Here is an 18,192-nt window from a genome sequence, read left to right on the forward strand (position 1 = left end):
GGCATTGGGCAATCGCAGAGGTGGCGGCATGCCGGAAAAAAATCACGGCGCGCAAAGTTTGTCCAGTTTTTTTCCTCGCTTCGCTCAGACCACGCTTCGTTATACACGCGATCTTGAATCATCCGTGTGGCAGGTCAGTTGTCAGTGGTCAGTTGCCAGTAATCAGTAATCAGTGAACCTGAAACTTGAAACGTCATGAAAGCGCCCAGTTGGGGGAAACGTCCGCCTCAAAGTCCGTCGCCGGCTGGCCGCGCAAAAGTTTCCATTCCGCCAGCACGCCAATCATGCCGGCGTTGTCCGTGCACAATCCCGGTGTTGCCAGGCGCAGAGTGAGATTCTGCCGTTGACACCCGTTCGCGAGTTCTCGGCGGAGCGCCCGATTGCACGTGACGCCGCCCGAAGCCGTGATGCATCCCACTCCCAACCGCCGGGCCGCCCGGATGGTTTTGGACACGAGCACATCGACAATCGCCGCCTGGACGCTGGCGCACAGATCGCGAATCGATTGAGCGGTGTCGAGCAGTCCCGGATGATCCCGCAGGAAGTAGCGCACGGAAGTTTTCAATCCGCTGAAGCTGAAATCATCGTTCGCCTCCGCGATCAGCGGACGCGGGAAGGAAAATGCGTTTGGATTCCCGCCCTCGGCAAGGCGATCGATCTCCGGACCGCCAGGGTATGGCAGCCCGATCAATTTCCCGACTTTGTCGAAGCACTCGCCCGCGGCGTCATCGATGGTGGAACCGAGCGCGCGGTGCCGCAGCTCCGCTTCCACGTGGACGAGCAACGTGTGCCCGCCGCTGACGATCAACGAAACCGAAGGTTGAAAGGCCGCGAAATCGGCGGCTGGCGGATTGCCCGTGATCCACGGGGAATACAGATGCGCCTCGTGGTGATGAATTCCAACGAAAGGCTTGCGCAACGCATACGCCAGCGCCTGGCCCGCCTGGAAGCCGGCCATCAAGGCGCTGGGCAGACCGGGACCTCGCGTGGCCGCGACCGCATCGAGCTGCCGGACCTCGAGGAGCGCGGTTTGAAGCGCGGTTCGGGCCATGGGCAGGAGTTTGCGGAGATGCTCGCGCGCGGCGAGTTCGGGCACGACGCCGCCGTATTCGGTGTGCATCTGCATTTGGGAAGAGACGGCGTTGGAGAGGATCGCGCCATCCCGCACGGCCGCCACGCTGGTTTCATCGCAGGAAGTTTCGATCGCGAGAACAGTCACGTGTTTCGGCGGAGCCGCGGGGGTAGCACAGGCGCATTCAGAACTCCCTCTCCCAGTGGGAGAGGGCCGGGGTGAGGGAGAGGCACCGGCAAATCCTGACGCCCACTGGACAAATGACAAAAAGTATGTCCCGTACGGGACATACTTTTTGCACTCGTCGTGAGGTGCTTCATGGGACTGCCATGCCTCGGTTCCATGCACACGACCCATGAACCAGGTAGAGCGAGTCCGTCCGGGCGAGCCGCTCGACATGCTTTGAACACGTCCGGATCGGCTCGCTGGGGACAGGCTCGCCCTACCCGGTTCATGGGGAGGGAAAGCAAGTCAGCGATTGTCAACGCTTCTCCGCAAGTTTCTTGGAGAATTGGCCACGGTCCTTGAACAGAAGGACGCCCTTCAAAAAGTCGCGCGCGCGGTCGAGTTGGACATCCGAGATCTGCCGGGCCTTCTCGCGCTGCTCCGGTTCCAAAGATTCGATCCCGTTGGGAATCCGCTTGTACGCCAGCAACAGTTCGTCTTCCTCGGACATGGGGACCACACTGTCCGGCGTGATCCCGTTGCCATGAATGACCTTGTGGCTCGGGGTGTAATATTTCGCGGTGGTCAAGCGCAGCGCGGAACCGTCCTGGAGCGGCACAATGCTCTGGACGGAGCCTTTCCCGAAGGTTTTTTCACCCATAACAAAAGCGCGGCCCAAATCCTGGAGGCAACCCGCTACAATCTCCGAAGCGCTCGCGCTCCCGAGGTTGACCAGAATGACGATCTTGACGTCCGCGTATTGATCGCGGCCCCGGGAAATGTATTCGTATTTGGATTGGGGAGCGCGGCCTTCGGTCGAGACGATCGGCTGCCCGCGCGGGACAAACAGTTCGCAAACTTTCACGGCCTGGTCCAGAAGGCCGCCGGGATTGGTCCGCAAGTCGAGGATCAATCCTTCCATTCCCTGGGCTTTGAGTTTGCGCAGCGCATCCTGGAGTTCGGAAGTGGTGTGCTCGCCGAATTGCGTCAGGCGCACGTAGCCGATCTTGTCCTCGCCGATTGGAAACGTCCGCTGGCCTTCAATGTCTTTGACCGTGTCCACCTTGATCACGGCGCGCTTGAGGGTGAAATCTTTGGTGTCCGGCAAATTGGAACGGACGACGGTGATGGTCACTTCCGAGCCGGGTTCGCCGCGCAGCTTTTGAACCGCGTCCGTGGTTGTGAACTTCTCCGTGCTTTTGCCATCGATCTTGATGATTCTGTCGCCCTTCAAGACTCCGGCCCGAAATGCCGGCGTATCCTCGATGGGGGCGACGACCGTCAGGAAGTTGTCCCGCAACCGCATGATCTCGATTCCAATCCCGCCGAACGCGCCTTCCGTGTCATTCTTCAGGCGCGTGTAATTCCGCGCCTCCATGAACTCGCTGTGCGGGTCGAGCGCATTGATCATCCCTTTGAGCGCCGAGTGAATGAGATCGTCGATGGATACTTTGTCCGCATCCACGTATTCTTTGCGGACCTTGTCGAGCACGCCGACGAACAGCTCCATCTGCTTGTAGAGGTTGTTCTTTTCGGCGGCCTGGGCGGAACCCAGATAGATTTGCGCTCCGACGAAAATGTTCAGGCCGAGCCCGACCAGGAGAACGGTGTAGAGGACGCGTTTTTTCATACGATTTGCTTCACGGAAACGAATGGCGGTCAATTCGAGTTCGGCTGGAAGGTAATCGTCAACCCCGCGCTTGGCAAGGATGCGTCGCGCGTTCGCGCTCCGTCACTCCAGCAATTCTCAAGTTCGAGTTCGGTAGGGCGAGACTGTCCCCAGCGAGCCGCCTCCAACGTATTCCCAACACGTCAGACACGGCTCGACGTGCGTGGAACACGTCCGACTCGGCTCGCTGGGGCCAGGCTCGCCCTACCGTCAGGTTTCATGGGCACAAGATTCTCGCGCTGGGCATGGGACCGCAAACCATGCAACTCCTCAACGCCAGCGAAGTGCTTCCCCCGCGCCTCACTCCACCGTGAGATTCATGAGGAACTCATTCAACTCGCGCTGGCGGTCCTTTTCCGTGGACTTCAGCGTTTCAATTTCCTGGCGCAGCTTTTCCAACTCGGTTTCCTGTTCGTCGAATTTCTTGACGTAACGGTTGTAAAGCTCCGATTGCTGATTGACGCGCGCCATGTTCTCGCGGATGCGCGCTTGCTCGTCCGTGATTTCCTTGATCCGTTGCTCGCGCCGGCTGCGTTCGCTGGCCGTCTGGCTGACGCGCTCGCGAAGGGAGGCCGCTTCTTGCAGCGCTTCACGAACCCTTGGGGCAATCTTTTGCGCCCGCAAATAGATGGCGATGGTTTCAGGACTGGAGTTGAGCAGTTGCGCGGTTTCACTGAATGGCCGCTCTTCGCGAACCACCAGCCTGGCGGGCTTCTCGGCTTCCACGTTCAAGGCAAACCGATAGACGTCTCGCGCGCGTTCGGAAGGTTCCTTCGGTTCCACCAATTGCCAATCCGGGCGGAGCGGATGCTCGATCAGAATGCGCTTCGTTTTCCGGTCGCGATTCTTGAGGGTGTAAGTTTTTTCCTCGCTCGATTTGCGGCTCGCGATGAGAACGCCTTTCTGGATTTTGACGGAGACCAGGTCCAACGATGAGGCCGTGGTCCTGGATTCAACCTCGGCCTTGAGGTCCAGCGCGTAGCTCAGCAAACGTTCCTGGGCCGGCGCGAGATCTTCGATCCGGGCGTCCCCGGCGTAAGTCCCGGCGTCAAACACCGTGATCGGTCCCTGCATGAGATGGAGTGCGCTGGTGTTTTTGAGCTTCAGTCCATTCAGGGGATGCCTGGCGTGGGTGTTCGCGTTGTAGATGGAAACCTTCTCGCCTTCGATCTTCTGATTGATGATGGGCAGCATCGCCGACTGTTGGCGAGCCAGCGTCACCGGCGTGGTGATCTGGTACTGAAAAAGTTCGCCGGCTTCTGCGCCCTCGCTGGTTGAGGCCAGGCCCTGCCTGAGATTCATGCGGCGCCCCAGGGATTCGGTGTCTCGGAGAGCGCGAGTCGACTCCGTGCGGCTGAGTGTCAACGCCGCATCCGGCTCCGCAGCCATCGGAGCCGCCGGAGCGCTCTGGCCTTTGGCGCGGCCTCCGTCGGCGAAGCCTCCGGCTTTGCGATCGGCTTGCAGCTCGGCCAGTTTGTCCACTTCCCGTTTTTCGAGGCTGTCGCTGTAAACCGGCGGACGCAACGACAAGTAAAGCTCCGGCTCGACCACCGGCCGGGTGGTGTAGAGCGGCTGGTACAGATCCATCATGAACGAGATCGGACGTCCGGAAACGAGCGACAGGCGAACGTTGGTCCAATCTTCGTCACTGGTGTTTTCCACGATCGCCCAACCCTGCAAGAAGGGCGGTTCTTTCTCGTCGAGCACCAGGCGATAACTCGTCTTCCACACCGGCGTCTGCGCGATGTAGGAGACGGCGACTTTGCGTTTGCCGTTGCCGTCGAAAAGGGCGGAGACGGTCTTCTTTTGCGTGTCGTGGCTGGCGCCCAGCGCTTCCAGGGCCTGGCGAAGTTCCGCGTTCAGCCGTTCGTTGCTGAGCTTGATCCGTTGGATTTGCGGCAGAGGAATTGACTGCAAGCCGTCCGCCGTCAGCAGATTCAAAAACTCCACCTCAACCGTTTTGTTTTCGCCCGCGGGCTGAAGTTTGTGTTCGACGCCCAGGATCGTGCCGGTCAAAGGGCCAGGCCGCATCACTTCGACCGCTTCGCCCCGGACTTGATTGAGCAACTGGCCGAGCGTGGGATTCTCGGTCAGATCGATGGCAAAGCTTTTCAAGGTTTTGGCAATGGGATCGCGCGAGCCGTAGGTGACGGTCGTAACCTGGCCGCCGTTGAAATCCTGGACCACCAGGCTCTTCAGAAGGTCATTGATGTCCTCGACTTTGAAGCGCAGGTCCACCTTCGCGCGGCCCTCGACTTCGCCGGTGCGCTCGAAATAGCCGACGCCACTTGAGTAGAGGATGACTTCGGAGAGCGGGAGCGCCGCCGGGCGGGTTGGCGCGCCGCCGCCGCCGGTCTGAGGTTCGGCCGCGAGCATCGGCCAGGCGAGCAAGGAGAGATTTGTGAGGAGCCAGAGGGGCAGGATTCGTTTCATATGGTCAATTCAGTTCTCACGCATTGGACGGACGCACAATGAAAAAACTCCCGTCTCCGTCCCCAGTTATCAGTTATCAGTTATCAGTTATCCGTTGTCAGTTGTCAGCTAACTGACAACTGCCTCTTGATTTTGCCGCCAAGTCCACAAGAATTCCGAGATGCGTGTCGCGGGTATTGCCTGGTTCCTGGCGCTGGTTTTGTGGGCGCCGGGATGCACGGTTGATTCGCTGAAGAAGAGAGGCGTCGTTCCGCCATCCACTCCCGAAGAGCGCGCCGTGGCTTTTCTGGTCCGGGAAGTTCCGCGCTGGCCGCGGGAGAACCACTGTTTCTCTTGCCACAACAACGGCGACGCCGTCCGCGCTTTGTACGTCGCATCGGCCCTGGGTTTTCAAGTTCCGCCAAGCGCGCTCGCAGACACGACCGCCTGGTTGCGGCGACCCGATCAATGGGAAAACAATAAGGGCGATCCCGGCTTCAGCGACAAACGGCTCGCGACCATTCAATTCGCCGCCGCCCTGGCAGCCGCCATCGAGACCAAACATGTCCAAGATCGAGGCGAGATCCTGGCCGCCGCGCGCAAACTGGCGCCCGAACAGAACGCAAACGGCGCCTGGCTCATCGAACCGGTGAGCGCGCTGGGTTCACCCGCGACGTATGGAACACATCTGGCGACGGTCGCGGTCCTGGAAGCTCTGTCGCCGCTGCGCGAGAATCGAATCTTCGAATCCAGGCGAAAAGCGGAAGCGTGGCTCGTGGAGGCTCCCGTGGTGAGCGTTCTTGACTCCGCAGCGGTGGTCATAGGCTTGGCGCGCCGCAGCGATCCGCAGTCGGTTGCGAAACGAAAGGAATGTCTGGATCGAATTCGGCGGTCGCAAACTCTCGACGGCGGCTGGGGGCCTTACGTCGATTCGCCTCCGGAACCCTTTGACACTGCGGTCGTGCTTTTGGCGCTGGCAGGATTGCGCTCTGCGCCGGATGTGGGCGCCCTGATTCGGCGCGGCCGCGAATATCTCGTGCAGACGCAATTGCCCAACGGCAGTTGGCCGGAAACGACGCGGCCTTCGGGCGGAGAGAGCTACGCGCAACGGATTTCGACGACGGGCTGGGCAACGCTGGCGTTGCTGCGAACAGGAGGCGAGAGGCATGGAAAGTCTTCTGTTCCGAAAGGACCTGCACTCGGCCCATGAACCCGGTAGGCGAGGCCGTTGGGAGGAAGCCATCGCAGATTTGAACCGAGCTCTCGCGCTCGATCCGGAGCCGCAGGGGACCTACCATTGCCTGGCCGCATTGTTTGTCCAGGTCGGCGAGTTCACCAACTATCGACAGATCTGCCGGCAGATGGTCGCCCGCTTCGGGGCCACTACCGAACCGCAAGTCGCCGAACGAATGATAAAGGACTGCCTCATCCTCCCTTCCGCCGGAGTCGGCCCCACGATCATGGCACGATGGGTGGAGCTGGTTGAGCAAACGGCCCGGCAGTACGAGGCCCATGGGTGGCTCGAACTGGCGGCGGGGCTGGCGGCTTATCGGCAAGGCCAGCATGAGAGCGCCATTCGGTGGAGTCGGAAGGCGTTGCAGTCCGACCATCAAGTGCGCAGTGTCGAAGCTTCCATGGTGCTGGCGATGGCGCTCCGGCAATCGAATCAAACCGCCGAAGCGCGCCAGGAGCTGGCCCGTGGTGTCGAATATGCGCGCCAGCACATGCCGCGTCTTGAAAACGGCGACCTCGGCGGCAGTTGGATCGACTGGATCATCGCGCAGGCGCTCATGCGGGAGGCCAAGACGCTGATCGAACAACCAGCGTCTCCATGAGACGTCGGCGCTCACTGCGTCCCGGGAGTTGTCCTCTTGGTCGTTGAGTCAAAGTCAGGGACGGAGTGGTCCGCATTTCGCGAAGCGAAAGTTCTCTCTGGGGAAACTGATGGCGGGGCTTGGGAAGCCCATCCGTCCCTACCCAACAGGTTCATGGGAGGGCTGCTTCTACGGCAATCTGTTTGTAGCGGTCGATGGCTTCCCAAAACGTCCGGCGCGCCTCCTCGCGCTCCGGCGCGGCTATGCTTTGGCCGCGGGAACGCCAGAGCTGTTCGATGCATCCGATGCACCAGAGCGCGCTCTGCCGGGAAGCCCGGATGGGCCGGCCTCCCACCAGGACGTTGACCGGGTTCGTGTGGAACTGCGGGAAATGCCGCAGCGCAATCCAACTGCTGCGCTCGATCGTCACGGAGAACTCCAAATCGTGCACCCGATCGTCCGCGGGAACTTGCCGTGACGCCACCGCGCGGCCGTTCACGACAAGTTCAACCAGACGTTGTTTCTCGGCGAAGGAAGGATTCCCGGACCGATTCACCGGCTCGTGCAGGTTCACGGTGTCTCCCACCAACCTCATCCCGCCCGCAGGCCGCGCCGCGCCATAAGCGACTTCCAACGGCGTTTCCGAACTGAAAGCCACTTTGGCGGTGATTTTGACGGCGCCAGGTTGAGCAAGCGCCAGGGCCTCTCCAGGCGTCCGGCCGTTGACGCGGAATTCCAGCGCGTGCGCGTAACCGTCCGAGACATACGAGCGGCCTTCGGCGACTCCCTTGCACCATTCCGCGAAATCCACGCGCGCAATCTTCCCGAGCTGAACATAAACCCGCCCCTGTCCCACTCGGGTGCCGCTCATGCAAGGAAAGTCCGTTTCGCCGCTCACCTTCAAGGGGAAGCCGCAATTGAGCAGATGATACCAGCAGTTCCATTCCAAAAGCCGCGCCGTGTCCATGGCGCTGATGAAGTCGCACAAGCCTTTCGCGGTGGTCACGAAGATTTCCTGCGCGCCCACGCTGTTCAACTCCGGAATCGCCAGGTTGGGCAAACCATCCGCGGCGCGGTCCACGCTTTGGACTAATTCTGCTTCCGAAAGATGGCCGTCCCGGTTGGCATCGGTGCTTTCGAAATCTTCGGGCAGCAAACCCTGCTGCGCTTCTTCGGCGTGGAGGCGTCCGTTCTTGTCGGAGTCGAGTTGGGCGAGAAGGCGTTTGGCGGCGGCCACCGGATTGACTTGGAGGCCGCTGCCCGAATGCGCGTAGCCCGTGCAAGCGCCTTGCGCCTTGGCCCAGCGCAGCACGGGCGTGGTCCAGGTTGGCCAGCCCTGGCTGCCGTTCGCTCCCGGATAAATCTGCTCCTTGAGATTCAACAAGCAAACGTGGCCGAGCGCTTGCGAGCCAAAGCCGCTCACTTCGATGTCGTACTTGAGCACGGTCAATGGCTCGCTCAACTGGTTCGCGGTCGGTTCGAAGAATTGCTTCTGAAAATCGAACGAAGGCCCCCAGGTCAAAAGGCAGCCGACATTCAAACCCTCGCCCTTCACTTGCAGGAACATGTCTTTCGCGAGCACGCCTTCGGACGGCGACGTGTAATGCGCGCAGCCCGCGGCGTGGATGTGATGATCGCCCGCGAAGAACCCATATTCCATGGGATTGACCCACCGCTCCAGGCGCGCGGCCAGTGCCGCGGGGCCTTCGCGCGGGATCACCACCGTCCGTTGAAGCCAGCGATATTCCGGGCCGCGTCCGTAATACATGACGAACTCCCCCGGCGGGAGCAACACCGAGTCGCCGTCCTGCCGGTAGATTTGTTTTTGGAAAAAGAAGTCCGGGGCGAGGCGTTTGGCCTGCGGAGGATAAACATGGCCGGAGCGGTCCAGGAACATGAGGCGGGCCGTTGTGGGCTTCCCGTCGAAATCGCGGATGGACATCTTCACCGGAATCGCCGGCCGGATGTTGAACAACACCGGAACTTCCGCGCGAAAACCCAGGTCTTGCGTGCCTTGCCCGGCGTCAAAACCAATCGTGGCTTCGCGCATTCCCGCTTCGTGGCTGTAGAGCAACGCGAGGGCATACTCGACCTTCAGTCCGCTCAGATTCGGCGTCATCGGCGGGCCTCCGAACATTTCCACCTGCAAAAAGCGATCGGCGCGGCCGGCTAGATTCTCATTTTCGCGGAGTTGCTCCTGCTTTTGCCGCTGCATGCTCAGTTTGGCTACGCCGGCATAGACCGGGCCGGATTGCGGGCTGGAGATTCTGAGCGGATGAGTGGAGGTGCTTTCGTTGAGGACTTTGACCAGCACGGGCGTGTATCCCATCTGCTGCAATCGCGCCGACGCCGGGCCTCGTGAAACTTTCACGCGCACTTCCGGATTCAAAGTCACGACGAACAGCACGTGCGGATCGAGCAGTTCCTGAATCCGCCGCCCATCGCGGGATGGTAGCGCGGGTTCAAGCGCCTTCCTCGTTTCGGCGGCCAGCGGGGCGCCCAGAAAATCCAGCGCCTGCGTCAGCCGTTCCACGTTCGCCGCCAGCGGCTGGCCCTCGACTTCGACCGGGTCTAGCGCAGGCGCGGCGCGGGAAGCGTCCGGTAGCGCGAGAAACACAATGGCACTAAGCAGCCAGATCACACCGCGCTTCCTCGGTCTTCGTGTTGTTCTTCCCATGTTCAAGTGTTCAAGTGTATCCCCCTCAGCTAACGACGGTGGGGCGACGCTCCTGCGGAGCCTTTCTTCGATGGCATTGGCTCGGCGGGAGTCCTCGCCCCAACTTCAACTGAGGGCATACGTTCAAGTGCCGGACTTTGTTTAGCAACGCCGGTTGATTTTGCGAGACTCAATTCGGAGGCTCCCGGCTCATTCGTCCTTGGGAAGACCCATCTGGCTGATCGCCACGAGGGACATACCAAGTTCCGACAAGGTGCGAAGCTCATCCGTCTGGCACGTCTTCTTGCATCGGACGCATTGGTCTGTCAGTTCGGGCATCATACTTTCACCCAACCCGCCCACCCAGCCAGGGCCTTCATGGAACCGAGAACTTGTAGATGCACTGTCCGCGTCAGCCGCGTCAGAGTGTCAGTTTACTTTTGAGATCATTGCGATATTCTCTCGCCGGCATGAACCGCGTTGCCTTGATCACCGGAGCCTCTCGCGGCATTGGGCGCGGCGTCGCGCTGGACCTCGCGCAGATCGGATTCGATCTGGTGGTCAACTACGCGGGAAACAAAGACGCCGCGGACAAGACCGTGGCCGGTTGCCTGGAGGCCGCGCGTGCGAGCGGACACCCGATTCGTGCGGAGTCCTGCCAGGCGGATGTCGGTCAAGCCCCAGACCGCCGCCGCCTTCTGGAGTTCACCAAAGAGAGGTTTGGCCGGCTCGATTTGCTCGTGAACAATGCCGGCATCACTTCGATCGGGCGGGCGGATATTCTGGAGGCGACGGAAGAGAATTTTGATCGCCTCATGGCCATCAACCTGAAAGGCCCCTATTTCCTCACGCAGCAAGCGGCCCGATGGATGATCGAGCAAGTCCAGGCGGAGAGATCAACCGTCCAACCCGCCGATCCCGCCGTCCCGCCGCCGGATTACCGGCCGCAGATCATCACGATTTCATCCATCAGCGCTTACACCGTCTCCACCAATCGGGGCGATTACTGCCTGGCCAAAGCCGCGCTCGGCATGCTGACCAAGCTTTACGCGGTGCGCCTGGCGGAGCACGGCATCAACGTGTTTGAGATTTCTCCGGGCATAATCGCGTCCGACATGACGGCGGGTGTGAGGGAGAAATACGACAAACTGATTGCCGACGGATTGACGCCTATCCGGCGCTGGGGCGTGCCCGAGGACGTCGGACGAGCCGTTGCCGCCATCGCCCAGGACTCCTTCCCCTTCAGCACGGGCGAAGTCATCAACGTGGATGGCGGATTTCATCTGAGGAGACTTTAGGGGACTCCAGGACTCGGGGAGAATCGCCTTGCTCAGTGCAGTTTGCTGGGCCTATCTTGAAGTTATATGCCGGCACAAGTTCACACCGTTCGCACCTGGCCTAAGCCCGGCGAAGTCTTCTATCCGGAAAGCGATGGAAAACCCATGGCGGAGAACACCGAGCAGTTCAATTGGATCGTGCTGTTGGTAGAAAACCTCAAAGCGCTCTTCGCGGATGACCCCAATGTGTTCGTCGCCGGCGATTTGCTTTGGTACCCCGTCCAGGGCCGCGTGGACATCTCGATTGCGCCGGACGCGATGGTTGCCTTTGGCCGGCCCATGGGGTTCCGCGGAAGCTACAAACAGTGGGAGGAAGGCGGGGTTGCCCCGCAGGTTGTCTTTGAGGTGCTTTCCCCGAACAACACCGCCCTGGAGATGCTGGATAAATTCAACGCCTACACTCGATACGGAGTCGAGGAGTATTACCTCTATGATCCGGACAAGAAGGAATTTCGCGCCTGGCTGCGGCGTGGTGATCGGTTGGAGCCGCTGGCGAACGTGGAAGGATTCCAAAGTCCACGCCTCAAAGTCCGGTTCTGGCTCACGGCGGACGGGTTGAAGGTGGAGAGGCCTGATGGCACGGCGTTCCAAACGCACCTTGAACTGCTCCGGCGTTCAACCGAGGAACGGCAGCGGGCCGACCAGGAACGCCGACGGGCCGAGCAAGAACATCTGCGCGCCGAGCAGGAGCGTCTGCGCGCCGAGCGATTGGCCGAGAAACTCCGCCGCCTGGGCGTCAACCCGGAGGAAACCTGATTCTGCGTTGGCCCGGAACATGTGGACGCACTCAGCCGTGACAGGACCGGAAACGTAAAGCGTAAAACCTAAAACGTAAAACGTAAGCCGAGCGTTACGCCCTTTACGTTTTACGTTTCACGTTTTAGAAACCATGTCGCTCCACATCGATCTCACTCTGACTCCCCAAAAACTCGTTCGCGCCAGCGAGCGCCTTTTCGAGCTGTCGGCAGCGAAAATCCTTAGCCTGGAGCGAACCTGGAACCCCGCCCGAGGAACCCCGGTCTTCACGGTCAAAGGAAAATACACCACGCGCGGTTGGACCGAATGGACGCGGGGATTTCAGTTCGGCTCCGCCCTGCTGCAATTCGACGCCACGGGGGAGAAACGGTTCCTGGAAATCGGCCGCTCGAAAACCGTCCAACTGATGGCGACGCACGTTTCGCACGTCGGCGTGCACGATCACGGCTTCAACAACGTTTCGACCTACGGCAATCTGCTGCGGTTGATGCGCGAAGGGAAAATCCCGTTCAACGACCGCGAAAAGGACTTCTGCGAGCTGGCGCTCAAAGTTTCCGGGGCCGTGCAAGCGGCGCGGTGGTCCACGACGGTGGAGGGCGGCGGCTACATCTATTCGTTCAACGGCCCGCACTCGTTGTTCATCGACACAATGCGTTCGCTTCGTTCCCTGGCGGCCGCTCATCAGCTCGGCCATGTCCTGATGGGCGAGCGCGACCGAAAGATCTCCCTGCTGGAACGTTTGGTCGAGCACGCGGCTACCACCGCGAAATACAACGTCTATTACGGCGAAGGCCGGGACGCCTATGACGTGCGCGGTCGGACAGCGCACGAGAGCATCTTCAACACGAACGACGGCAGCTACCGCTGCCCCAGTTCGCAGCAAGGCTATTCGCCGTTCAGCACCTGGACGCGGGGATTGGCCTGGGCGGTCCTGGGTTTCGCCGAACAACTGGAGTTCTTCGAATCGGTGACGGACGAAGACCTCGACGAGGCGACCCGCCACGACTCCGTGCCCCGGGAATACAACCTGTTTTTGGAATCAATGCACAAGGCCGCGCTCGCAACCGCGGACTTTTACCTCGCGAACGCTTGTGCGGATGGCGTCCCGATGTGGGATACCGGGGCGCCGAATCTCCATCGCCTGGGAAATTACCTCGGCCAAGCATCCGATCCATTCAATCCTTGGGAGCCAGTGGATAGTTCCGCCGCCGCCATTGCGGCGCAAGGTCTCCTCCGGCTTGGCAAATATCTGATGGGAAAAGGCAAGAAGAAGTCCGGCGCCCGCTATCGGCAGGCGGGGTTGACCGTGGCGAAGACGCTCTTGGGCGAACCGTACCTTTCGGCCGACCCGCGTCACCAGGGCCTCCTGTTGCACTCGGTCTATCACCGGCCCAATGGCTGGGATTATGTCGCGCGCGGCCAGAAAGTCCCCAACGGCGAGAGCTCGATGTGGGGCGATTACCACATTCGAGAACTGGCGCTGCTGCTGTTGCGTGAGGCGCGGGGCGAGCCTTACGTGGCGTTCTTCGATTCCACCTCGCCCCGGCCCTCTCCCGTTTTTTCAAAGCACCGAGCCGGCGGTTGAGTTCACCCCATCTCGAACGCGCCGCGACCGTTCTTTCTGAGATAGCTCACGAGGAATCTTAGAGCGTGTCCGAAAATTGCGCGGGGTCCTGCGGCGAGGGATTTTGGCTGTGGCCAAGGCGGCGAGGTCCGAGCATCCCCAACGCGGGCTGTAAGGACCGAGCCAACGCAGGCCACGGACAAAAGACCCGCCGCCCGGAGGGTTTTCGCGCCAAAGGCCGCCTGGCTTCGTTGCTCCTCAGTCGAAGATCCAGGGAGGATATTCTCCTTCGTCGCGCCTCGCCATCCGGCCTTTGGCGCGAAAACAGGACCCCGCGGAATTTTCGGACACGCTCTTAGACCGTGTTGAATCTGGCCAGATTGATCAATAGATCAATCATTCCGTGCCAATCGCTCTACAAACCGTGGAAAGCACTCCCGATGGACGCATGGCATTGCACGGACAATTCTATGTTGCATATGCAACGTAGAATTGTCCGCCATTGTTTTCAGACGTTCGCGGGAAGGGAAAGGGCGCGAACGATCAGTGGGTCTGGCGCACTCGGAAGAACCCGCTCGCCGCGCTCGGAACCGTTCCGGTGTAGGTAGTCGTACCTTGAACCCCCTGAACGCCCGAAGACATTACGGTGGGCCATGAACCCAAGGTTTGCGTGTAATCCACCGCGTAGGTCTTGCCCGCGGCGGAATCCCACTTCAGCGTGATCGTCCGCGTGCCGGCGTTGTACTGAAGGCTGGTGATCTTTGGGGCCGACGCTGTCACGGCGACATTGCCGGTGTCGATGAGCCGGAAGTTGTCCACGTAGATCGTGAGCGGCCCGACGAACGGGTCTTCGGTGGCATCAAAGTTGTCTGCAAACCGAATGACGATCTGGCCTTCCTCCGGGAACCCTGTGACCAGATCGAGCGCGAGCGACATGGTGCGCTTGCCGTTGTTGGACTCCAACTGATCGTTGTTCGAACCGAAATAGACGGCGTTATTCATCCATGAGGTGCCGGTGGGAAAGATGATGTCGTACCGGAAAATGTAACGCGCGACGTCCGTGGACCTGGCTGCCTGGCGTATCTTGTTGGAGGCGTCTTCGGAGAGCGTGATCTTGAAATCATGCACCCACCACTCGGCCATGGACAGATTAACCTGGAGCGACTTGCTGCCGTGGGTGACGTTCGGGTCGTCGGTGCCCGATTTTGTGTATTGCTTCAAGCTGACCCCGTCCGGAATTCTGCCTCCGCCCCAGTCGCCCAGGGCAACGGCATCTATGTTTTGTTCGAAGGATTCCAGAACGACGGCGTTTTCCGCGGAGAAAGTTGCTGCGGACAACGAGGAGATGACCAAGGACCGAACTCAGCGTTATCTCAGCGTTTCGCTGGAGGATGGACGCCTCTTTCGGCAGCTCGTGGAAGCGACCGGAGCAAAGCGGGTCGTGGAAGTGGGCACTTCGACCGGTTATTCGGGCCTCTGGTTCGCTCTGGGGTTGCGCTCCACCGGCGGAAAACTGATCACGCACGAGCTGGATCCAGGGCGCGCGCAGACGGCGCAGAGCAACTTCAAGAAGGCCGGTGTCGATGACCTCGTCACCGTGATCGTGGGCGACGCCCACGAGACGGTGAAGCAACACAAGGATCCGATCGACATTCTGTTTCTCGATGCCGACAAGGAAGGTTACATCGATTATCTCCAGAAACTGCTGCCCTTGGTGCGTCCGGGTGGATTGATCCTGGCCCACAACATGAAATCGCCTCGCCCCGACCCGCGTTACATCGAAGCGATCACGACTGACCCGAATCTGGATACGAGCTTCGTGCTCATGGAAGGTTCGGGCGTCGGCCTCACGTTGAAGAAACGTTGAGCCGCAATCTTCTTCAGTCAAGGGGGGCGAGGACTCCCGCCGAGCCTTCCCATGAACCAGACGGTAGGGCGAGCCTGTCCCCAGCGAGCCGAGTCGGACGTGGCCGAGGCACGTCGAGCGGCTCGCCGGGACGGACTCGCCCTACCGGGTTCAAGGGGCGAGTGCATGGCTACGCGTTCCACCGCGTCTTTTGAAATGGTTTTGGTCGATGGGGCGAAAAGGTCAGGGACGGAGTGGGTTTCCTGGGAGGTGTGTATAGAGAGGCTTTCCGCGATGGCATTGGCTCGGTGGGAGCTTCGCCCCACCGTTAACGGAGGGGATACTCACAGGTTGAATTCACCGTTGCACGCGGCTCGGCGCAAAACTAAACTCCCTCTCGTGCATCTGATCTTTCCTGGGTTGATATGAAACACCATCTGGATTTTGAGAAGCCGATTGCGGAATTGCAGAGAAAACTGGAGGAATTCAAACAGCACCCGGAAAAGCACTCCTTGGGGATCAGCATGGAGACGGAGATTCTGCAGATCGAAAAAAAGATCGAGGAGGAACGGAAGCGGATTTTCTCCGATCTGACGCCCTGGCAACGGGTTCAATTGGCCCGCCACCCCAAACGCCCTTACACGCTGGATTACATCAAGACCGCTCTCACGGATTTTTCGGAGATTCACGGGGACCGCCTTTACGGAGACGACCAGGCCGTAGTGGGAGGGTTCGCGCAGTTGGACGGCCACCGCGTTATGGTGATCGGCACGCAAAAGGGACGCGACACGAAGGAGAACATCCGGCGCAACTTTGGCTCCGCGCACCCGGAAGGCTATCGCAAGGCGCTTCGGCTCATGCGCCTGGCGGGCAAGTTCAACCTGCCGATTATCGCGCTGATCGACACCGCCGGCGCGTATCCCGGCATCGGAGCGGAGGAACGGCACATCGCCGAGGCCATCGCGGTGAACCTGCGGGAGATGATGTTGATCGAGGTGCCCATCATTGCAGCGGTGATCGGCGAGGGCGGTTCGGGCGGCGCGCTTGGCATCGGCGTGGCGGATCGCGTCTTGATTCTCGAGAATGCCTATTACTCCGTCATCAGCCCGGAAGGTTGTGCCGCGATTCTCTGGAAAGACCGGACGGCCGCAGCGCGAGCCGCGGAAGCCCTCAAGATCACGGCGAAAGAGCTTTGCGAACTGGGCCTGGTGGACGAGGTCATTCCTGAACCGCTGGGAGGCGCGCACAACGATTTTGCCGCCACAGCCGCGCGGCTCAAGAACCGGCTGCTGTTTCACCTGGACGAATTGCAGAAACTTTCCGAAGGCGACCGGCTTCAGCGACGCTATGCGAAATTCCGCGCCTTCGGCCATTTCCAGGAAAAACCACCCGCTCCCGCGAATCCTTAGTGGTCATGGGCATAAATACGATGACCACTTAGCTCCAGTGCTGTACCCGCTGACTTTTCATCCCATCTTCAAAGAGCGCATCTGGGGTGGGCGCAATTTGGCGAAGCTTTTCGGCAAGGACCTGCCGCCGGACAAACGGATCGGCGAGTCCTGGGAAATCACCGACCGGCCTGGAGGGGTGAGCGTCATCGCGCAAGGACCTTTGGCCGGCCAGAGCCTCCGGTGGCTCATGGAAACGAAGGCGGAGGAACTGCTCGGCCGCGGGCCGGCTTCGGATGGCCGGTTTCCCCTCCTGATCAAGATCCTGGATGCGACTGCGACGCTTTCCTTGCAAGTGCATCCGCCGGCTTCCGTCGCGGCCCATTTGGGCGGGGAACCGAAAACCGAAATGTGGTATATCGCGGATGCCCGGCCGGGCGCGGAACTTTTCGTCGGCTTGAAGCGCGGCGTTACGCGCCAGGAATTCGAGCAACGGATTGCCAATGGCACCGTCGCCGATTGTTTTCACCGGATTCAGGTCCGGCGTGGCGACGCGATGTTTCTGCCCAGCGGGCGGGTTCATGCAATTGGCGAAGGATTGGTCATCTTTGAGATCCAACAGAATTCGGACACGACTTACCGCGTGTTTGATTGGAATCGATTGGGAGACGACGGACGGCCCAGAGATTTGCACGTCGCAGAATCGCTGGCGTCCATCGATTTTGCAGATTTCGAGCCGGCGTTGGTGACGGCGGAATTCTCGGGCAACCAGCTCCGCAAGCGCTTTTTGGTGGCCGGGCCGCTTTTCGGAGTCGAGGAATGCGAGTGCGCCGCCGCGACGCGGTGCTGCGTTCCGAACCGTGAAATGCTCATCCTGGGCGTCCTTTCCGGCAAATTGCGCATTGAGCATGAGGGCAGCCGGATCGAGTTGGATCCGGGAGGATTCTCTCTGATCCCCGCCTCGGTTCAGGAGTTTGTTTTGGAGGCGGACGCGCCGGCGCGTTTTCTCCAGGCCAGGCTGGCGCCCGACTGGAAAGCGAATCGGTGAGCCTGAGAAAGTCGGGCGCACCGGAGCGCCGGTATCCTTGCTGGCGGCTGGAGTCTGGACATTTCCGAATTCAGGGTTGTCGTCTGGGCCATAGCCTTTGAGGAGTGGCCGGTAATCAAATCCTGAATCGGCCGCCCCTTCGGGGCTTTGGTGCCTTTGCCTTCCTTCCCAGCCTTGAAAGGCTGGGCTATTCTCAGCTCTCCCTCCGGGAGAAACTGAAAACTCCACCTGTGACATCGACGCTATGACTTGTGCCGCTTCGAGGAGCTTTTCTCGGCGTTGTCGGAGACAACGGCGGATTTGTCGTGTTCGATGCGGCAGGAAACGTTGAAAAGCTTCTCTCCTCGCACATCGTATAGGAAATGGTAGGGGAAGCGATCCAGATTGCAGCGCCGCAGCCCGCTTCGGTCGAAGTGAAAAAACCGAGGATTCTCAACGGCTTTCTTGACGCCAATGTGAAACTCA

14 protein-coding genes are annotated in these 18,192 nt (G+C 60.4%); 9 read left to right on the top strand and 5 right to left on the bottom strand.

Features of this window, described 5'->3' with window-relative positions:
• Positions 1–193: 193 nt before the first annotated feature.
• The 3 genes from tsaD to FJ398_15625 all read right to left on the bottom strand — a co-directional run bounded on the left by tsaD (position 194) and on the right by FJ398_15625 (position 5,339).
• Entirely contained in the window at positions 194–1,219 is a 1,026-nt protein-coding gene (tsaD, locus tag FJ398_15615) for a tRNA (adenosine(37)-N6)-threonylcarbamoyltransferase complex transferase subunit TsaD (protein MBM3839363.1), read from the bottom strand.
• 334 nt (positions 1,220–1,553) lie between these two features.
• A complete protein-coding gene (locus tag FJ398_15620; protein ID MBM3839364.1) occupies positions 1,554–2,867 on the bottom strand; it encodes a S41 family peptidase in 1,314 nt (437 codons plus the stop codon).
• Positions 2,868–3,206: 339 nt separating this feature from the next.
• A complete protein-coding gene (locus FJ398_15625) occupies positions 3,207–5,339 on the bottom strand; it encodes a hypothetical protein (protein MBM3839365.1) in 2,133 nt (710 codons plus the stop codon).
• A 160-nt stretch (positions 5,340–5,499) separates the two neighbouring features.
• Here FJ398_15625 and FJ398_15630 point away from each other — a divergent pair, with 160 nt between their 5' ends.
• Together FJ398_15630 and FJ398_15635 are read left to right on the top strand one after the other, a co-directional pair.
• Entirely contained in the window at positions 5,500–6,528 is a 1,029-nt protein-coding gene (locus tag FJ398_15630; protein ID MBM3839366.1) for a terpene cyclase/mutase family protein, read from the top strand.
• Positions 6,485–7,153 (top strand): tetratricopeptide repeat protein, encoded by a 669-nt coding sequence (locus tag FJ398_15635; GenBank protein MBM3839367.1) that lies wholly within the window; start codon positions 6,485–6,487, stop codon positions 7,151–7,153. Before FJ398_15630 ends, FJ398_15635 begins: the two co-directional genes overlap by 44 nt.
• 151 nt (positions 7,154–7,304) lie before the next feature.
• Here FJ398_15635 and FJ398_15640 read toward each other — a convergent pair whose 3' ends face one another.
• Positions 7,305–9,773: a hypothetical protein gene (locus FJ398_15640; protein ID MBM3839368.1), complete on the bottom strand. Its 2,469-nt coding sequence runs from the start codon at positions 9,771–9,773 to the stop codon at positions 7,305–7,307.
• 485 nt (positions 9,774–10,258) lie between these two features.
• On the opposite strand from FJ398_15640, the gene FJ398_15645 reads away from it, so the two are divergent.
• The 3 genes from FJ398_15645 to FJ398_15655 all read left to right on the top strand — a co-directional run bounded on the left by FJ398_15645 (position 10,259) and on the right by FJ398_15655 (position 13,466).
• The gene (locus tag FJ398_15645; GenBank protein MBM3839369.1) at positions 10,259–11,086 is read left to right on the top strand and encodes a 3-ketoacyl-ACP reductase; all 828 of its coding nucleotides are present in this window, start codon (positions 10,259–10,261) and stop codon (positions 11,084–11,086) included.
• 66 nt (positions 11,087–11,152) lie between these two features.
• Positions 11,153–11,881 (top strand): Uma2 family endonuclease, encoded by a 729-nt coding sequence (locus FJ398_15650; GenBank protein MBM3839370.1) that lies wholly within the window; start codon positions 11,153–11,155, stop codon positions 11,879–11,881.
• 133 nt (positions 11,882–12,014) lie between these two features.
• On the top strand, positions 12,015–13,466 hold the full coding sequence (locus FJ398_15655; GenBank protein MBM3839371.1) for a glycosyl hydrolase: 1,452 nt from the start codon (positions 12,015–12,017) through the stop codon (positions 13,464–13,466).
• Between the two features lie 522 nt (positions 13,467–13,988).
• Here FJ398_15655 and FJ398_15660 read toward each other — a convergent pair.
• Positions 13,989–14,588: a hypothetical protein gene (locus FJ398_15660; protein ID MBM3839372.1), complete on the bottom strand. Its 600-nt coding sequence runs from the start codon at positions 14,586–14,588 to the stop codon at positions 13,989–13,991.
• Between FJ398_15660 and FJ398_15665 the strand changes: the two genes are divergently transcribed.
• The 4 genes from FJ398_15665 to FJ398_15680 all read left to right on the top strand — a co-directional run bounded on the left by FJ398_15665 (position 14,587) and on the right by FJ398_15680 (position 17,727).
• Positions 14,587–15,312: an O-methyltransferase gene (locus FJ398_15665; protein ID MBM3839373.1), complete on the top strand. Its 726-nt coding sequence runs from the start codon at positions 14,587–14,589 to the stop codon at positions 15,310–15,312. The two genes, FJ398_15660 and FJ398_15665, sit on opposite strands and share 2 nt — an antisense overlap.
• Positions 15,309–15,506, top strand: coding sequence for a hypothetical protein (locus FJ398_15670; protein MBM3839374.1), 198 nt, complete (start codon positions 15,309–15,311; stop codon positions 15,504–15,506). The genes FJ398_15665 and FJ398_15670 overlap by 4 nt, the downstream gene beginning before the upstream one ends.
• Before the next feature lie 210 nt (positions 15,507–15,716).
• Positions 15,717–16,700 (top strand): acetyl-CoA carboxylase carboxyltransferase subunit alpha, encoded by a 984-nt coding sequence (locus FJ398_15675; GenBank protein MBM3839375.1) that lies wholly within the window; start codon positions 15,717–15,719, stop codon positions 16,698–16,700.
• Between the two features lie 37 nt (positions 16,701–16,737).
• Positions 16,738–17,727 (top strand): mannose-6-phosphate isomerase, encoded by a 990-nt coding sequence (locus tag FJ398_15680; protein MBM3839376.1) that lies wholly within the window; start codon positions 16,738–16,740, stop codon positions 17,725–17,727.
• The last annotated feature ends 465 nt before the right edge of the window (positions 17,728–18,192 follow it).

This window comes from Verrucomicrobiota bacterium, assembly GCA_016871535.1.
GTDB lineage: Bacteria > Verrucomicrobiota > Verrucomicrobiia > Limisphaerales > SIBE01 > VHCZ01.